Source organism: Escherichia sp. MOD1-EC6162, assembly GCF_002965125.1.
GTDB lineage: Bacteria > Pseudomonadota > Gammaproteobacteria > Enterobacterales > Enterobacteriaceae > Escherichia > Escherichia marmotae.
The window spans coordinates 225,898-242,949 of sequence record NZ_PTSB01000001.1; the positions used below are offsets into that span (position 1 = coordinate 225,898).

The following is a 17,052-nucleotide window of genomic DNA, read 5'->3' on the forward strand; positions in this document are numbered from 1 at the left end:
CATAAGGAATAGAACATGCTCCATCCGCGAGCCAGAACCATGTTGTTATTATCGCTTCCCGCGGTGGCAATTGGGATTGCGTCCAGTCTTATTCTGATTGTAGTGATGAAAATCGCCTCGGTATTACAGAGTTTGCTCTGGCAACGACTACCGGAAAGTCTGGGGTTAGCTCAGGACTCACCGCTGTGGATCATCGGAATATTAACGCTGACAGGGATCGCGGTAGGACTGGTTATCCGTTTCAGCCAGGGTCATGCCGGGCCAGATCCGGCCAGTGAACCACTGATCGGCGCACCGGTTTCCCCCTCTGCGCTACCGGGACTGATCCTGGCATTAATTCTCGGTCTTGCTGGTGGCGTCAGCCTCGGGCCGGAACATCCGATCATGACCGTTAATATCGCTCTCGCAGTGGCGATTGGCACTCGTCTGTTACCACGAGTTCACCGGATGGAGTGGACTATTTTAGCCTCAGCCGGAACTATCGGCGCGCTGTTTGGTACACCTGTTGCGGCAGCGTTGATATTTTCGCAAACCTTAAATGGCAGTAATGAAGTCCCGCTATGGGATCGGCTCTTTGCACCGTTAATGGCGGCGGCGACTGGTGCTCTGACCACAAGTCTATTTTTTCATCCTCATTTTTCGCTACCCATTGCGCATTACGAACAGATGCAGATGACCGACATCATCAGCGGTGCCATTGTGGCGACGATTGCCATCGCTGCGGGGATGGTTGCTGTGTGGTGTCTGCCACGGTTGCACGCGATGATGCATCAGATTAAAAACCCAGTACTCATGCTGGGAGTTGGCGGTTTTATGCTGGGTATTCTGGGCGTCATCGGCGGATCTGTCTCACTGTTTAAAGGACTGGATGAGATGCAGCAAATGGTGATGAATCAGGCTTTGAGCGCCAGCGATTACTTTTTGCTGGCGCTCATTAAACTTGCCGCCCTGGTTATTGCCGCCGCCAGCGGATTTCGTGGTGGGCGAATCTTCCCGGCCGTGTTTGTTGGCGTAGCGTTAGGGTTGATGCTGCATGAACATGTTCCCGCAGTCCCGGCGGCAATTACCGTTTCCTGCGCTATTCTCGGCATAGTACTGGTGGTGACGCGCGATGGCTGGTTAAGTCTGTTTATGGCGGCGGTCGTTGTACCTGATACCACTTTGCTACCGCTGCTTTGTATCGTCATGCTTCCGGCGTGGCTATTGCTGGCAGGTAAACCAATGATGATTGTGAATCGCCCGAAGCAACAGCCCACCCACGATAAGCTTTAACAAAAAATGCTCTCCCTCACGATTTAAGAGTTATGGCGATGAAACGGGGCTTTACCTCCCCGTAATATTGCGTTAACAGGCCGCTGACGGCTTCGATCGTGAAGGAGAATAACAATGTTCAGGTCACTGTTTCTGGCGGCCGCCCTGATGGTATTTACCCCACTTGCGGCAAACGCAGGTGAAATTACCCTACTGCCATCGATAAAATTACAAATTGGCGATCGCGATCATTACGGTAATTATTGGGACGGTGGTCACTGGCGCGACCGTGATTACTGGCACCGTAATTACGAATGGCGTAAAAACCGCTGGTGGCGTCACGATAATGGATACCACCGTGGCTGGGATAAGCGTAAAGCGTATGAACGAGGCTACCGCGAAGGCTGGCGCGACCGTGATGATCATCGCGGAAAAGGTCGTGGACATGGGCACCGTCATTAAACACATTCGCCAATGGAGTACGATGCCTGATGCGACGCTGGCGCGTCTTATCAGGCCCACAAACCCGCGCCATTAAACACGTAGGGCGGATAAGGTGTTTACGCCGCATCCGCCAGTGGCACCACATGCGACGCCAGTTGAACTACAACCCCAGTGCCGTTCCCACCAGCAGCCAGATATTCAACGCGACCACCAGTACTACAATCACCCAACCGGTTTGTTTAACCCATTTGCTGTTAACCAGATCGCCCATCAACTTACTGTCACTGGTGAAAATCAACAGTGGCACCAGCGCCAGGGCAATACCAAAACTTAGCAGCACCTGACTCATGACCAGAATCCGCGTCGGATCCAGCCCCATCAGAATAACAATAAAAGATGGCAACATGGTCACGGTACGGCGCACCCACAGCGGAATATGGAAGCGAATGAATCCCTGCATCACTACCTGCCCCGCCAATGTTCCCACCACCGTTGACGAAAGCCCCGCCGCCACCAGACTTAAACCAAAGACCGTCGCGGCAGCATTGCTTAACAGCGGTTGCAGCGTCAGGTAGGCTTCGTCAAGATCAGCGACCCCCGTATGACCGGAAAAATGGAACGCGGCGGCAGCCGTTGCCATCATCGCCAGATTAACAAAACCGGCAATAGTCATGGCAATAGCCACATCCCATTTGGTGGCGGAATAACGTTGTTGACGCGAACCACCATGTAAATGCTGAGTGAGCGAAGAGTGCAAATAAATCACGTGCGGCATAATCGTCGCCCCTAACACGCCAGCCGCCAGGAAGACCGCCTCCGAGGTTGGTAAACTCGGAATCACCATCCCTTTACTCAACTGCGCCAGGTTAGGCTGAGAGAAAATCAGCTCGACAATGTAAGCCGCGGCGACAAACAGCAGTAGCCCGCCAATCACTTTCTCCAGCGGTTTTTGCCCGCGACGTTGCAGCATTAAAATCAGGAAAGTCGCGATACCCGTCAGCACCGCCCCCTGCAACAACGAAACACCAAGAATCAGTTTGAAACCGATCGCTGCGCCAATAAATTCCGCCAGGTCGGTCGCCATCGCAATAATTTCCGCCTGAACCCAATAGAACCACACTACGGGGCGCGGGTAGTGATCGCGGATTTGCTCTGCCAGATTTTTACCGGTGGCTATCCCCAGTTTGGCTGAAAGAATCTGAATCAGCATCGCCATCAGGTTCGCCCAGACAACAACCCATAGCAGTTGATAGCCGAAGCTGGCTCCCGCCTGAATATTGGTCGCAAAGTTACCGGGATCGATATAACCAATCGCTGCAATGAACGCAGGTCCCATTAATGCGAGCCTCATCTTGCGCGCCGCCCGTCCACTGCTACTCTCAACGCGATAGTTTGTCATCTTGTTGTGCCTCTAAAACATAGCCTTTGCTATGTTTCATGCTATGCTAAACGAGAATGATTATCAAATTCATTTAATTGGATTAGGGTGATTTCTCTGATAGGCCAGGATTATGACTACGAAAAGATTGATGAGTTAAATGTTATGATTATGTTTAATGTTAGCACATTTACATAACTTTCAGCTTCCATACACAACATAGCAGAAATGTATAACAGCTCACTATTTTTGAAGCTTGTCACAGGACATCATTATAGTGTGTGTCAGATCTCGTTTTCCTTAACCATGTTACATAGAATGTGCACGGAAACTTAACCTGCCTCATATTTGGAGCAAATATGGACCGCGTCCTTCATTTTGTACTGGCACTAGCCGTTGTTGCGATTCTCGCATTGCTGGCAAGCAGCGACCGCAAAAAAATTCGTATCCGTTATATAATTCAACTGCTTGTTATCGAAGTGTTACTGGCGTGGTTCTTCCTGAACTCTGACGTTGGTCTGGGCTTCGTGAAAGGCTTCTCCGAAATGTTTGAAAAACTGCTCGGGTTTGCCAACGAAGGTACTAACTTTGTCTTTGGTAGCATGAATGATCAAGGCCTGGCGTTCTTCTTCCTGAAAGTGCTGTGCCCAATCGTCTTTATCTCTGCATTGATCGGTATTCTCCAGCACATTCGCGTGTTGCCGGTGATTATCCGCGCGATTGGCTTCCTGCTTTCCAAAGTCAACGGAATGGGCAAGCTGGAATCTTTTAACGCCGTCAGCTCCCTGATTCTGGGTCAGTCCGAGAACTTTATCGCCTATAAAGATATCCTCGGCAAAATCTCCCGTAATCGTATGTACACTATGGCAGCCACGGCGATGTCCACCGTGTCGATGTCCATCGTTGGCGCATACATGACGATGCTGGAACCGAAATACGTGGTTGCAGCGCTGGTACTGAACATGTTCAGCACCTTTATCGTACTGTCGCTGATCAACCCGTACCGTGTTGATGCCAGCGAAGAAAACATTCAGATGTCCAACCTGCACGAAGGTCAGAGCTTCTTCGAAATGCTGGGTGAGTACATTCTGGCGGGCTTCAAAGTAGCCATTATCGTTGCAGCAATGCTAATCGGCTTTATCGCCTTGATCGCAGCACTGAACGCCCTGTTTGCTACCGTGACTGGCTGGTTTGGCTACAGCATCTCCTTCCAGGGCATCCTGGGCTACATCTTCTATCCGATTGCATGGGTGATGGGTGTTCCTTCCAGTGAAGCACTGCAAGTAGGCAGCATCATGGCGACCAAACTGGTTTCCAACGAATTCGTTGCGATGATGGATCTGCAGAAAATTGCCTCTACGCTCTCTCCGCGTGCTGAAGGCATCATCTCTGTGTTCCTGGTATCCTTCGCTAACTTCTCTTCTATCGGGATTATCGCGGGCGCGGTTAAAGGTCTGAACGAAGAGCAAGGTAACGTGGTTTCTCGTTTCGGTCTGAAACTGGTTTATGGTTCTACGCTGGTGAGTGTGCTTTCTGCATCAATCGCAGCACTGGTGCTGTAAGGCAATCCATTAAAAAAGCCGGGGATTATTTATCCCCGGCTTTTTTATCCCTGCTAATCAACTAATGGCTGCGGGCGACCAATTAAATATCCTTGCAGATATTGCACCCCAAGTTTATGCAATAGCGCTTGCTGCTGTTGCGTCTCTACAAACTCTGCAACCACACTTAACGACTTCGCTTTCGCCAGATCGGTAATCGAGCGCACAATCATCGCATCCAGCGTGTTCGTGACGATATCTTTCACAAAGACGCCATCAATCTTGATGATATCGGCCTTCAAACGTTTTAACCGCTCGTAGTTGGCATAGCCAGTGCCAAAGTCATCAATCGCAATACGGAAGCCAAATTTATGCAGTTGTTCAATGTTATACATACTGCTTTCTGCGTTAGAAAACGCCTGCTCCTCGGTGATTTCGAGAATGACAGCCTCCGGGGAGATGTGATAACGCTTAAACAGGCGAATAATCCGTCCGGCGATATTTTTTTGTAGCAGAGTGAGCGGCATTAAATTTACCGAATATCGCGGTCCTTTTTTGTCACAAGGGTGAGTTGCCAGCCACTTCAACAGGGATTCCAGCACCTGCAAATCGAAACGCGCGCTTAGGTTAAACTGGGCGATAAGTGGCAGAAATTTATCCGGCGTCATAATGCCGCCGTCATATTTCAGACGAGCAAGGATCTCATCATAGCCTTGTCCCTCTTTGTTACGAATGGGCTGGGCGTAGAGAAGCAAATCACCATTATCTAATGCTTTACGAATGGTGTTCAGCAATAGCACCTGTTTGGTAGTCTGCCCGGACGCCATCTCCTCTCGATTATCCAACGCCAGAACGTGATGATGAACGCAGGATTGTTCCGCCAGCCAGCTTAACTGCCCCAGCATGGGCTGCAGGGTTTCCTGATTGCCATCAAAACGCCCCCAGGCCGCGCCGTAGCCCATATCCAGGCCGGTGTTGTTCCAGTGAATCTGCCGACTATTGAGGACATTAACCATATGCTGTAGCCGCCCTTCCGTTTCCGGCCCGGTCAGTACCAGCAGCAATTCACTGCCCGGTAGTTGATACAACTTTTCGTTTTCCTGCATCAACGGTAGCAGTGTACGGTAAATTGAGCGGATGCAATGAACGCGCATCACCAGACCGTAATGACGACTCATAAACTCAAGATTATCAATACGCAGGCAGCAAAAACTCTTTCCGGCCTCTTGCTCTTGCGATTGCTCCAACGCGCGAAAGTTGGGTAATAGCGTTAAAGGGTCGGTCAGCGCCTGCAAATGCCAGCGACGGTTAAGCCATTCACTACGATAATAAATGCGCACCATGTAGAGCAGGCAAACGCTAAAAGAAATCAGTACCGCCAGAATAAATGCCAGCGAATATTCTGTTTCCACCCCTTGTAAAAAGTTCTGGTTGTAATTCAGGAGGAAAAGAGTCGAGACAGCCCAGGTGAGATTTAAAAACGGATAGCGAAGCTTACCGACACCAAGAGTAAAGATGATAAAGAAAACGGGCACCAGATAACCGGCAATGAAGTCGTTTTCATAAGGCGTACACATCAGAAGTAGCAGCACGGTAAGAACAGCAAGCCAGCTTAAGGTAAATGCACGTTTCTCTTTGTTCAGTGACGGTGCGATATCTCTGCGCCACAATATCTGCGCAAAGTGGGGACTTACAATCATGCGAGTGAGATAGTAAAAGAACATGTTGTAAATCAACACCGCAGTGAAAAGGCTAAGCAAATCAACGACCGTGAAAATAGCATCTGCATCCCCGAAAAATGTCGATATTTTTAGCGGGAAATCAAAGAAGTTGCCTACAAGATACATGCTGCATTTGATGCCGATCGGCGTCACCAAACCAAGCCAGAAGAGACGTTGCCAGACGTTTCGGGTGGTCAAGCCATAACGCCAACGCGTTCCCAACTGCCAGCGTAATATTGCACAGGCACACAACACAGCGAAAGTCTGGCTGCCAAGCATGACAGCGGTTTGCAAAAATGAGAGATGAAAATTCCACAGATTAGTGCAAAACATCCCGCATAAAACGGGAACGACACCACGCCAGCCAAAGATGAACACTATTGACAGCATTACGCACAGAGGCATCCACGCCAGAAAGATATAACTGGAATGGATAACTGCAAGTGGCGAAATAAAACGAGATAGCTGAATAAGTACCACGGTGAGCGTAAACGCCAGTGTGAATATCTTGATATTTTTTATCAGGTTATGCTCCACAAACATGAGTACACTACTCTCACTGATCGGGTTTTTCAGGCACACAAATAATAAGTTTATTCGCATCGCGAAGCAAACAGGGGCCGGCCTGCTGCTGTTTTTTTGTCCAGTGATGTTTTCACCAGGCGGCGCTAACCCGGGCGTGGACTGTATTACAAAAGCGGCAAAAAGCAGAGACAAAAAACCCCCGCTTCGCAGCGAGGGTTTGAAATTTGGTGGAGCTAAGCGGGATCGAACCGCTGACCTCTTGCATGCCATGCAAGCGCTCTCCCAGCTGAGCTATAGCCCCACGAGGCGTTTACGTACCAAATTTGCTGGGTGCAAAATTTGGTGGAGCTAAGCGGGATCGAACCGCTGACCTCTTGCATGCCATGCAAGCGCTCTCCCAGCTGAGCTATAGCCCCGTCACGTAAAGCTTGTCGAGTTGACGGGCGGCATCATATGAATTCCGCCCTTATGTGTCAACGGCAAATTGCAGCACCTGGTTTCAATCGCTGAAAAATCAGGCAAATGAACATTTTTGGATTACGTCTCGCATTCAGTAGTTATTCATATCACGGTTTCCTGTAAATTGATGCTATAAAATGAACACTTAATAGACCCACAACTATTCAGGGAATTGTTATGTTCAAGGAGAGGATGACGCCAGATGAACTTGCCAGACTGACCGGTTATAGCCGCCAGACCATTAATAAATGGGTACGCAAGGAAGGCTGGACGACATCACCAAAACCAGGCGTCCAGGGTGGCAAGGCCCGACTGGTACACATCAATGAACAGGTTCGTGAATATATTCGCAATGCAGAACGCCCACAGTGTCAGGGAGAAATACCCGCCCTGTCTGGCGATGCGCCGCTTGAAGTGCTGTTAGCGACGCTGGCGAAAGAGATGACGGCAACTGAACAAAAACAGTTTACATCCTTGCTTCTGCGGGAAGGGATTATCGGGTTATTACAACGCTTAGGGATTCGCAACAGCAAATAATATGAAAAGATTACGCAATAAAATGACCACCGAAGAACTGGCGGAATGCCTCGGCGTGGCTAAACAAACCGTTAACCGCTGGATTAGAGAAAAAGGCTGGAAAACGGAAAAATTTCCCGGCGTGAAGGGCGGCCGTGCCAGACTTATTCTGATCGATACGCAGGTTTGCGAGTTTATTCAAAACACACCGGCCTTCCATAACACGCCGGTTTTTCTCGAGGCCGAAGAACCTCTTGCTGAATACGCACCTGGTATGCGAACTCCGGCTTACCGGCAAATAATCAGCGCGATAGACAATATGACTCATAGTGAGCAAGAAAAAGTTGCGCAGTTTTTATCGCGTGAAGGGATTCGCAATTTCCTTGCCCGTCTCGACATTGACGAATCAGCATAAATAATAAGTAAAAAACGGCAGGATATTATCTCCTGCCGTTTATCTTTTAAGTATTAATTACTGCTGGTTTTCGCGTTCAGCAATAAATGCCAGCGCTTTATTGATGCGCTCAATGCTGCGTGCTTTGCCAATTGCGTGAACCGTAACATCCAGCGCCGGAGACTGACCCGCACCGGTAACAGCTACGCGCAGCGGCATACCGACTTTGCCCATACCCACTTCCAGCTCATCCGCAGTTGCCTGAATAGCGTGGTGAACATTTTCAGCCGTCCAGTCAGTAATTGCAGACAGTTTGTCACGTACCACTTCCAGCGGCTGGCGAGCGACCGGGCGCAGATGTTTTTTCGCTGCATCAGCATCAAACTCGGCAAAATCTTCGTAGAAATAACGGCAACTTTGTGCCATCTCTTTCAGGGTTTTGCAGCGTTCACCCAGCAGTTTCACCAGTTCCGCCAGTTGCGGGCCGTTGCGGGTATCAATATTTTCCTGCTCGATATGCCACTGTAAATGAGTAGCGACATACTCCGGCGGCAACGCGTTAATGTAATGATGGTTTAGCCACAGCAGTTTGTCTGTGTTAAACGCACTGGCAGATTTGCTAACCGCGTTCAGGGTGAAGTATTTGATCATTTCTTCACGGGTGAAGATTTCCTGATCGCCGTGGGACCAGCCCAGACGTACCAGATAGTTCAGCAACGCTTCTGGCAGGTAACCATCGTCGCGATACTGCATTACGCTGACCGCGCCGTGGCGTTTGGACAGTTTTTTACCGTCATCACCGTTGATCATAGAAACGTGCGCGTAAACAGGTACTGGCGCTTTCAGGGCTTTCAGAATGTTGATCTGACGCGGTGTATTGTTGATATGGTCTTCACCACGGATTACGTGGGTGATTTCCATATCCCAGTCATCAACAACCACACAGAAGTTATAGGTCGGAGAACCATCGGTACGGCGGATAATCAGATCATCCAGCTCCTGGTTACTGAACTCGATCGGACCACGGATCTGATCGTCAAAAACAACGGAACCTTCCTGCGGATTAGCAAAACGCACGACGCACGGTTCATCATCAGCATGATGTTCATGACTGTGGCGGCAGCGACCGTCATAACGCGGCTTCTCGCCTTTTGCCATCTGCTCTTCACGCAGTGCTTCCAGACGCTCTTTAGAGCAGTAGCATTTATAGGCCGTCCCCTCTTCCAGCATCTGATCGATAACCGCGTTATAGCGATCAAAACGTTTGGTCTGGAAGTACGGACCTTCATCCCACTCCAGACTCAGCCAGTTCATGCCATCCATAATGGCTTCGATAGCTTCCGGCGTGGAACGCTCAAGATCGGTGTCTTCAATACGCAGCACAAACTCACCACCGTGGTTACGTGCAAAAAGCCAGGAGTAAAGAGCAGTACGCGCGCCGCCAACGTGCAGATAGCCTGTTGGGCTTGGCGCGAAGCGAGTTTTGATTTTCATGAAATGGCCTTACGTTTAGAAAGATGCCGACAACCGGCAAATCCTGGAAAAATTGAGTGGGCGATATTCTATCACTCCAGCCTGATTCCTCAATGTAGTTCGGGTTGCTACATGATGCATTATTGTTTTCGTTGAGAAATTGCGCAACACGGTCTGTTTTGCGATCATCCTGCTTAAATTTACGACGAACGAACAATTTCTTTGGAAAAGGCGTTGACTCATTTTGAACTCTCCCTATAATGCGACTCCACACAGCGGGGGTGATTAGCTCAGCTGGGAGAGCACCTCCCTTACAAGGAGGGGGTCGGCGGTTCGATCCCGTCATCACCCACCAACTACTTTATGTAGTCTCCGCCGTGTAGCAAGAAATTGAGAAATGGGTGATTAGCTCAGCTGGGAGAGCACCTCCCTTACAAGGAGGGGGTCGGCGGTTCGATCCCGTCATCACCCACCACTTTCTCGCCAGCTAAATTTCTTGTAAAAATGTGAAGTACCGAAGTGGGTGATTAGCTCAGCTGGGAGAGCACCTCCCTTACAAGGAGGGGGTCGGCGGTTCGATCCCGTCATCACCCACCACTTCGGGTCGTTAGCTCAGTTGGTAGAGCAGTTGACTTTTAATCAATTGGTCGCAGGTTCGAATCCTGCACGACCCACCAATGTAAAAAAGCGCCCTAAAGGCGCTTTTTTGCTATCTGTGATTTGCGAAATTGCCTGATGCGCTTCACTTATCACACCTACTATTTCCGGCAATTCCTGTCCCCTCACCTACTGTGTCAATGCTGCCAACAGCTTAACCATCGCAGGCGTCACCTGCTGTGTTTCATAAACAATATATAAATCCGCAGGGATACGCTCTTTGAGCGGACGGAAAATGACACCTGGCCAGTTCATTTGTGCGTAGCTGTCCGCTATCAATGTGATACCAATACCCATACTGACCATGGCGAGTACCGTTTGCGGTTCATTAACTTCGCGAATAACAACCGGTGAAAATCCCACCTGCTGGCAAACTCGCTGCAAAAAATCCCAGTCAGTGTACACAGGCGGCATTGTAACAAAATACTCGTCACGTAGCGCCTCCAGTGGGACGGTGGAAAATGATGAGAGATGATGCTCTTCAGGCATCGCCACCAGAAACGCCGATTCATGCAACCGTAAGCTGGTAAAACCTGCCGGTGGTTCTGTCGCCATTCGCCAGATCCCGGCATCGAGTTCACGTCGTTCCAGCAGGGCCATTTGCATCGCGGGCATCTTTTCGCGAAAAAGAACTTCAACGTTAGGATTTTCCCTGAGGAATCGCCGCATAACCGGGCGCATCCGTCCCCACATTGCCGTTCCCACTACGCCGAGTTCAATCCGCCCTGCTTCTCCCCGACCTATTTGTTCAACCCGAGCCAATACATTATTTGCATTCACCAGCAATCGACGCGATTCTTCCATCAAGATTTTGCCCGCGTGTGTCAGTACGACGCTGCGCGAATGGCGAATAAAAAGCTGCGTGCCGAGTTGATTTTCCAGCTCTTTAATATGAATACTGAGCGGAGGCTGAGACATATTTAAACGCGCTGCTGCGCGGCCAAAATGCAACTCTTCCGCTACGGCAAGAAAATAACGGAGCAACTTAAGATCTGTTCTGTATACGCGTTCCATAATTAAGTGCTCCATATAATAAATACATCGTATTAAATTATCATGGCATAAAGTATTTCACCACCAGATATCCGACATACATAAACACAATGGATAATATACCCGGTAATACATTTGGTACAGGAATAGGCAAGCGCACGATTGTAAATAAAGCACCAATACCAAAACCAACGCCGGAAGAAAATAAAATATCTTTCACTAATTAACCTTTATCATAAAAGCAGCTCTGAAGAGCAGAGCTGCGAATCCTTTTAATGAGTCACCGCTTGATGCTTTATCTTTTCAGGGTCATGATTATATTTAAACCCAAAGAAAAATATCACTGCGAGAAAAAGAGCATATCCTGCAAACACCAGCCAGATAGTTTGCCAGTCTTTTATGCCATCTACCGAGAAGTAATCTACTGCCATACCACTCAGAATCGAGCCAACCCATGCGCCGACACCATTTACCATGGTCATAAAGAGCCCCTGCGCGCTGGCACGGATGCTGGAATCAACTTCCTGTTCGACAAATACCGAACCAGAAATATTGAAGAAATCAAATGCACAGCCGTAAACAATCATCGACAGCAGCAGCAAAATAAAGCCGGTTGGTGACGGATCTCCATAGGCGAAGAAGCCAAAGCGCAGCGTCCAGGCCACCATACTCATCAGCATGACGGTTTTGATGCCAAAACGCTTCAAAAAGAACGGAATCGTCAAAATGAAACCGACTTCAGCCATCTGTGAAACTGACAGTAAAATGGAGGGATATTTCACCACGAAGCTATCAGCAAACTCCGGGTTACGGGCGAAATCATGCAGGAATGGATTACCAAAAACGTTGGTAATTTGCAGTACCGCACCCAGCATCATGGCAAAGAGGAAAAAGATGGCCATGCGTGGATTTTTAAACAGCACGAAAGCATCCAGACCCAGCTTGCTGGCAAGCGACGTGGTCGATTTTTTCTCCGCAACCGGAATCTTAGGCAAAGTCAGCGCATAAGCCGACAGCAGCAATGACGCACCAGACGCAACATACAACTGCAGGCTGCTCAATTCCAGATGCAGTAAGCTGACCGCCCACATCGCGACAATAAATCCTACCGTACCAAAAACGCGAATGGGCGGGAAAGCAGATACGGGGTCAAGCCCTGCCTGAGCAAGACAGGAATACGAGACGCTGTTCGATAATGCGATAGTCGGCATAAATGCCATCGCATTAATTAACATCACCCAAAACATCGTATCCGGATCACTCACCGACGCCGCATAAAAAAGTACGCCAGCGCACACCAGATGACACAGCATATATGCACGTTCAGCGCGCAGCCATTTGTCCGCGATGATCCCCATAATACCGGGCATAATGATCGCGGCGATACCTTTGGAGCTATAGACCATACCGACGTTCGCGCCGGTGAAATGAAGGGTATTAATCATGTAAGATCCAAGGGTAACCAACCAGCTCCCCCAGATAAAATATTGCAAAAAGGACATTACCTTTAAGCGCATAGCGATGCTCATAATCGTTTCCTTGTCGCATCATATGGCCTCACCCGCGAGGCCGTTTCTTATTGTTTTTCTCAGGCAATTTTGCGCAGAAAGCCGCAAATAAGGTTGATGAAGTTCTGCTTAGAGAGCTCCGCAGCCGCCAGCGTTTGGGCATGTGACAATTTCACATCGCTTAAACCTTCCGCCATATTGGTAATCGCAGAGACCGCAACTACTTTAAGGTCGCAATGGCGAGCTGAAATAACCTCAGGCACCACAGACATACCAACAACATCCCCACCAATAATTTGCATCATGCGAATTTCCGCCGCAGTCTCGAAATTCGGCCCCGGATACGAGACGAACACGCCCTCAGTCAGAGGGAATCCCTCTTCTTTCGCCACTTTTTGTAACAGTGCGCGGTATTCCGCATCGTAGGCATTTGCCAGTGAGAAGAAACGCTCTCCAAAACGATCATCGTTAAGACCCACCATCGGCGTACCTGGCATGGTGTTGATATGATCTTTCAATGCGACCAGGCTGCCTGCCCCCACTTCCGGACGCAGTGAGCCTGCCGCATTGGTGCAGAACAGTAGCTCGCAGCCCAGCAGCTTAAAGGTACGAATTGCGTCAGTCATGATGGTCATTCCACGACCCTCGTAGAAATGTCCGCGACCTTTCATACATACCACCGGTACGCCCTGGAGATGGCCCAGCACTAACTCCCCCGCATGACCATGTACCGTACTTACCGGGAAACCTGGCAGCTTTTCGTAGGAAATTGCGACAGCGTTCTCAATCTGATCGGCCAGCGCGCCCAGCCCGGAACCTAAAATAAAGGCCACTCGTGGCGTGAAATTAGGTTTATAAGTCTTGATAATATCTACGCAAAACAGCGAGTTATGAGAAAATTGAACCTGAGACATATATATCCTTTTTCTGTAGGGTGGAATCTAACGCCTTTTTATAGCGAGGTTGTCCCGGTTCTTACCAATACACTTTTCTCACGCATTCAATAGCGATTCGATATCGATGGATTTATATCTTTTCTCTATTAATCAATGGTAAAAACTGTATTGGCGATATTAATTCCTTTGCATTAACAATATATCGTTTTTAACAAACCACTTTATTAAGCAATCTACTAATAACGATCAGCATAGGGATTTATGCTATGAAAAAACATCTTTTAACTCTGACTCTATCCTCTATATTAGCGATACCTGTTATATCTCATGCAGAATTTAAAGGCGGTTTTGCAGATATCGGCGTGCATTATCTGGACTGGACCAGTCGGACTACCGAAAAATCGTCAACAAAATCACACAAAGATGATTTTGGTTATCTTGAAATTGAAGGTGGCGCTAACTTTAATTGGGGAGAAATGTACGGGTTCTTCGACTGGGAAAACTTCTATAACGGTCGCCATAATAAACCAGGTAGCGAGCAGCGTTATACCTTTAAAAATACCAACCGTATTTACCTGGGTGACACCGGATTTAATCTTTACCTGCACGCGTATGGTACCTACGGATCTGCAAATCGCGTGAATTTCCACGACGATATGTTCCTGTACGGTGTCGGCTACAATTTCACCGGCAGCGGTTGGTGGTTCAAACCGTTCTTTGCTAAGCGTTATACAGATCAAACCTATTACACTGGCAACAACGGCTATGTAGCCGGCTGGGTTGCAGGTTACAACTTTATGCTGGGCAGTGAGAAATTCACTCTCACCAACTGGAACGAGTACGAGTTTGACCGTGACGCTACCTATGCGACGGGTAATGGCGGTAAAGAAGGGCTGAACGGCGCAGTTGCACTGTGGTGGAATGCAACATCACACATCACTACGGGGATTCAGTATCGATATGCGGATGACAAACTGGGCGAAGATTTTTACCAGGATGCGATAATCTACTCCATCAAATTTAACTTCTGATTAATTACTGCCGGGGCTCCCGGCAGTATGAATTCATTCTATATCTGATACAACGGATCCCCTTCCCGCTCAGCCATTAGCGCATGACCCTGGTCTCGTACCACATCCCATAACGCTTCAGCGGCAGTGGAAAGTGAACGGTTCTTCCTGCGCACCAACATCAACTGGCGTTCCACCACCGGCGTAATACGCTTTACCACTAGTGGGCTACCTTCAGGTAATGGCAGCGCCAGTGCGGGAAGAATACTGATGCCGATGCCTGCGGCTACCATCGGGAACAACGTCGCCGGATGACCAATCTCCTGCACAATATTCGCCTGAATACCGTTGCGCGCCAGCGCTGCATCAATCAGCGGTCGGCTGCCTGACGCGTAATCCTGCAACACCAGTTTCGCTCCCTGTAATGCCTGCCAGGGTACATAATCTTCCGCGGCCAGAGAGCTATCGCGATGGCAAAGCAAGAAGAAAGGCTCGGAAAGAATCGCTTCACATTGCAGATCGCCCACTGGGCCTGGATCGATGACGATGCCAAAATCGACATCTCCCTGGCGAATACTTTCCATCACCCACTGCTGCGGACGATCGTGCAGGACAAACTGAATATCTGGATAGCGGCGATGGCTTTCAGCAATGCATTGCGGAATAAGATGCGCGGAAATGGTCTGGCTGGCAGCGACCCGAACTTTTCCGCTCAGTTGTTGCCCCATACGCCCGGTATCGCGCAACGTGCTGTTTAGTTCATCCAGCAGTCGCTCAAGACGCAAAGCCAACTGCAGCCCTGCATCTGTAAGCACCACTTCACGCGTGGTTCTGTCCAGCAGGCGAACACCCGTATGGTTTTCCAGCTCCTTCACACTGTGACTCACTGCCGACTGGCTCAGGCCAATACGCTCTCCTGCGCGACTAAAACTTTTCTCCTGCGCTACTGTGACGAAAACCTTTAATTGTTTTAAAGAATAATTCATCTATTTTCTTCATAAATGGATGCAATAAATCAATTTTATTTCTCAAACTGGAAGAAGCACAATAGAACCATCGATCATCTGGAGTCTTTATGAAACTTTTTCGTATCCTCGATCCTTTCACCTTAACCCTGATCACAGTGGTATTACTGGCTTCCTTCTTCCCGGCCAGAGGCGATTTCGTCCCGTTCTTTGAAAATCTGACTACGGCAGCTATTGCCCTGCTGTTCTTTATGCACGGCGCAAAATTGTCGCGTGAAGCGATTATCGCTGGCGGTAGTCACTGGCGGCTACATTTGTGGGTAATGTGCAGCACCTTCGTGCTGTTCCCAATTCTGGGCGTACTGTTTGCCTGGTGGAAACCGGTAAATGTCGACCCGATGCTCTACTCCGGTTTTCTCTATCTGTGCATTCTTCCGGCTACCGTGCAGTCCGCAATTGCCTTTACCTCAATGGCGGGTGGTAATGTCGCGGCTGCAGTTTGCTCTGCGTCAGCATCCAGTCTGCTGGGGATTTTCCTTTCGCCGTTGCTGGTTGGTGTGGTGATGAATGTTCACGGTGCAGAGGGTAGCCTCGAGCAGGTCGGTAAGATTATGCTGCAACTGTTGCTGCCGTTTGTGTTGGGGCATCTTTCCCGCCCGTGGATTGGTAACTGGGTGGCGCGCAATAAAAAGTGGATTGCGAAAACCGATCAAACATCCATTCTGTTGGTGGTTTATACGGCATTTAGCGAAGCAGTCGTTAACGGTATCTGGCATAAAGTCGGCTGGGGATCGCTATTGTTTATTGTGGTGGTTAGTTGCGTGCTGTTGGCTATTGTGATTGTGATTAACGTCTTTATGGCGCGCCGACTGGGTTTCAATAAGGCGGATGAAATCACTATCGTCTTCTGTGGCTCGAAAAAGAGTCTGGCGAATGGTATCCCAATGGCAAACATTCTGTTCCCGACATCGGTGATCGGTATGATGGTGCTGCCATTGATGATTTTCCATCAGATCCAACTGATGGTTTGCGCGGTACTGGCGCGTCGTTACAAGCGCCAGACCGGGCAGTTACAGTCGCAGCAGGAAAGCCACGGAAAGGTTTAAAGCGGGCGCTTCAGGGGCTGGACCAGTTGCGTCAGCCCCTCCGTTTTAATCAGCAGCGTGATTTGCATTAGCTCACCGAGTTTCCCTGCCGGAAATTCATCTTTGCGGGCAAACCACAGCAGATACTCCTCCGGCAGGTCAATTAAGCGACGCCCTTTGTACTTGCCAAACGGCATTATCGTATTGGCTATTTCAATCAACTGCTCTTTTTCCAT

General features: G+C 49.1%; 17 protein-coding genes and 6 tRNA genes. 11 read left to right on the forward strand and 12 right to left on the reverse strand.

What is annotated here, in order from left to right:
* Window positions 1–15: 15 nt before the first annotated feature.
* Both A9587_RS01065 and ypeC read left to right on the forward strand, forming a co-directional pair.
* Window positions 16–1,272 (forward strand): ion channel protein, encoded by a 1,257-nt coding sequence (locus A9587_RS01065; protein WP_105263454.1) that lies wholly within the window; start codon window positions 16–18, stop codon window positions 1,270–1,272.
* Window positions 1,273–1,386: 114 nt separating this feature from the next.
* A complete protein-coding gene (gene ypeC / locus A9587_RS01070) occupies window positions 1,387–1,713 on the forward strand; it encodes a DUF2502 domain-containing protein YpeC (RefSeq protein ID WP_000490087.1) in 327 nt (108 codons plus the stop codon).
* A 142-nt stretch (window positions 1,714–1,855) separates the two neighbouring features.
* Here ypeC and A9587_RS01075 read toward each other — a convergent pair whose 3' ends face one another.
* Entirely contained in the window at window positions 1,856–3,094 is a 1,239-nt protein-coding gene (locus tag A9587_RS01075) for an Nramp family divalent metal transporter (protein ID WP_000186376.1), read from the reverse strand.
* Window positions 3,075–3,134 (reverse strand): hypothetical protein, encoded by a 60-nt coding sequence (locus A9587_RS25600; RefSeq protein ID WP_420842036.1) that lies wholly within the window; start codon window positions 3,132–3,134, stop codon window positions 3,075–3,077. Before A9587_RS25600 ends, A9587_RS01075 begins: the two co-directional genes overlap by 20 nt.
* Before the next feature lie 298 nt (window positions 3,135–3,432).
* On the opposite strand from A9587_RS25600, the gene nupC reads away from it, so the two are divergent.
* Window positions 3,433–4,635, forward strand: coding sequence for a nucleoside permease NupC (nupC, locus tag A9587_RS01080; RefSeq protein ID WP_001516818.1), 1,203 nt, complete (start codon window positions 3,433–3,435; stop codon window positions 4,633–4,635).
* A 53-nt stretch (window positions 4,636–4,688) separates the two neighbouring features.
* On the opposite strand, the gene A9587_RS01085 is transcribed toward nupC, so the two are convergent.
* The 3 genes from A9587_RS01085 to A9587_RS01095 form a co-directional block, all read right to left on the reverse strand.
* Window positions 4,689–6,878 carry a bifunctional diguanylate cyclase/phosphodiesterase gene (locus A9587_RS01085; protein WP_001516819.1) on the reverse strand — a complete coding sequence of 730 codons (2,190 nt, stop codon included), beginning with the start codon at window positions 6,876–6,878 and terminating at the stop codon, window positions 4,689–4,691.
* Between the two features lie 207 nt (window positions 6,879–7,085).
* Window positions 7,086–7,161 (reverse strand) — tRNA-Ala (locus A9587_RS01090).
* Window positions 7,162–7,200: 39 nt separating this feature from the next.
* Window positions 7,201–7,276 (reverse strand) — tRNA-Ala (locus tag A9587_RS01095).
* Window positions 7,277–7,496: 220 nt separating this feature from the next.
* Between A9587_RS01095 and A9587_RS01100 the strand changes: the two genes are divergently transcribed.
* The gene (locus A9587_RS01100) at window positions 7,497–7,856 is read left to right on the forward strand and encodes a YfeC-like transcriptional regulator (protein ID WP_000472019.1); all 360 of its coding nucleotides are present in this window, start codon (window positions 7,497–7,499) and stop codon (window positions 7,854–7,856) included.
* A 1-nt stretch (window position 7,857) separates the two neighbouring features.
* Window positions 7,858–8,250 carry a MerR family transcriptional regulator gene (locus A9587_RS01105; protein ID WP_000826489.1) on the forward strand — a complete coding sequence of 131 codons (393 nt, stop codon included), beginning with the start codon at window positions 7,858–7,860 and terminating at the stop codon, window positions 8,248–8,250.
* Window positions 8,251–8,307: 57 nt separating this feature from the next.
* Here the strand turns inward: A9587_RS01105 and gltX are convergent, their stop codons facing one another.
* Window positions 8,308–9,723 (reverse strand): glutamate--tRNA ligase, encoded by a 1,416-nt coding sequence (gene gltX / locus A9587_RS01110; protein WP_001516821.1) that lies wholly within the window; start codon window positions 9,721–9,723, stop codon window positions 8,308–8,310.
* A 258-nt stretch (window positions 9,724–9,981) separates the two neighbouring features.
* On the opposite strand from gltX, the gene A9587_RS01115 reads away from it, so the two are divergent.
* The 4 genes from A9587_RS01115 (at window position 9,982) to A9587_RS01130 (ending at window position 10,379) form a co-directional block, all read left to right on the forward strand.
* Window positions 9,982–10,057: transfer RNA gene (locus A9587_RS01115), tRNA-Val, on the forward strand.
* 44 nt (window positions 10,058–10,101) lie between these two features.
* Window positions 10,102–10,177: transfer RNA gene (locus A9587_RS01120), tRNA-Val, on the forward strand.
* Between the two features lie 46 nt (window positions 10,178–10,223).
* Window positions 10,224–10,299 (forward strand) — tRNA-Val (locus A9587_RS01125).
* Between the two features lie 4 nt (window positions 10,300–10,303).
* Window positions 10,304–10,379: transfer RNA gene (locus A9587_RS01130), tRNA-Lys, on the forward strand.
* 109 nt (window positions 10,380–10,488) lie between these two features.
* Here the strand turns inward: A9587_RS01130 and xapR are convergent.
* The 4 genes from xapR to xapA are packed head-to-tail and all read right to left on the reverse strand — an operon-like array spanning window position 10,489 to window position 13,774.
* Window positions 10,489–11,373 carry a DNA-binding transcriptional regulator XapR gene (gene xapR, locus A9587_RS01135; protein ID WP_001516822.1) on the reverse strand — a complete coding sequence of 295 codons (885 nt, stop codon included), beginning with the start codon at window positions 11,371–11,373 and terminating at the stop codon, window positions 10,489–10,491.
* Window positions 11,374–11,413: 40 nt separating this feature from the next.
* Window positions 11,414–11,572: a DUF1427 family protein gene (locus tag A9587_RS01140; RefSeq protein WP_000651752.1), complete on the reverse strand. Its 159-nt coding sequence runs from the start codon at window positions 11,570–11,572 to the stop codon at window positions 11,414–11,416.
* A 52-nt stretch (window positions 11,573–11,624) separates the two neighbouring features.
* Entirely contained in the window at window positions 11,625–12,881 is a 1,257-nt protein-coding gene (xapB, locus tag A9587_RS01145) for a xanthosine/proton symporter XapB (protein ID WP_105263359.1), read from the reverse strand.
* A 59-nt stretch (window positions 12,882–12,940) separates the two neighbouring features.
* Complete coding sequence (gene xapA / locus A9587_RS01150; RefSeq protein WP_000084579.1) at window positions 12,941–13,774, reverse strand: xanthosine phosphorylase; 834 nt, start codon at window positions 13,772–13,774, stop codon at window positions 12,941–12,943.
* Window positions 13,775–14,022: 248 nt separating this feature from the next.
* Between xapA and A9587_RS01155 the strand changes: the two genes are divergently transcribed.
* A complete protein-coding gene (locus A9587_RS01155) occupies window positions 14,023–14,787 on the forward strand; it encodes a nucleoside-specific channel-forming Tsx family protein (RefSeq protein ID WP_000716416.1) in 765 nt (254 codons plus the stop codon).
* Between the two features lie 38 nt (window positions 14,788–14,825).
* Here the strand turns inward: A9587_RS01155 and A9587_RS01160 are convergent, their stop codons facing one another.
* Window positions 14,826–15,752: a LysR family transcriptional regulator gene (locus tag A9587_RS01160; protein WP_016249038.1), complete on the reverse strand. Its 927-nt coding sequence runs from the start codon at window positions 15,750–15,752 to the stop codon at window positions 14,826–14,828.
* 89 nt (window positions 15,753–15,841) lie between these two features.
* Here A9587_RS01160 and A9587_RS01165 point away from each other — a divergent pair, with 89 nt between their 5' ends.
* The gene (locus A9587_RS01165) at window positions 15,842–16,837 is read left to right on the forward strand and encodes a bile acid:sodium symporter family protein (RefSeq protein ID WP_000765619.1); all 996 of its coding nucleotides are present in this window, start codon (window positions 15,842–15,844) and stop codon (window positions 16,835–16,837) included.
* Here A9587_RS01165 and A9587_RS01170 read toward each other — a convergent pair.
* Window positions 16,834–17,052, reverse strand: coding sequence for a DUF3820 family protein (locus tag A9587_RS01170; RefSeq protein WP_000410201.1), 219 nt, complete (start codon window positions 17,050–17,052; stop codon window positions 16,834–16,836). The two genes, A9587_RS01165 and A9587_RS01170, sit on opposite strands and share 4 nt — an antisense overlap.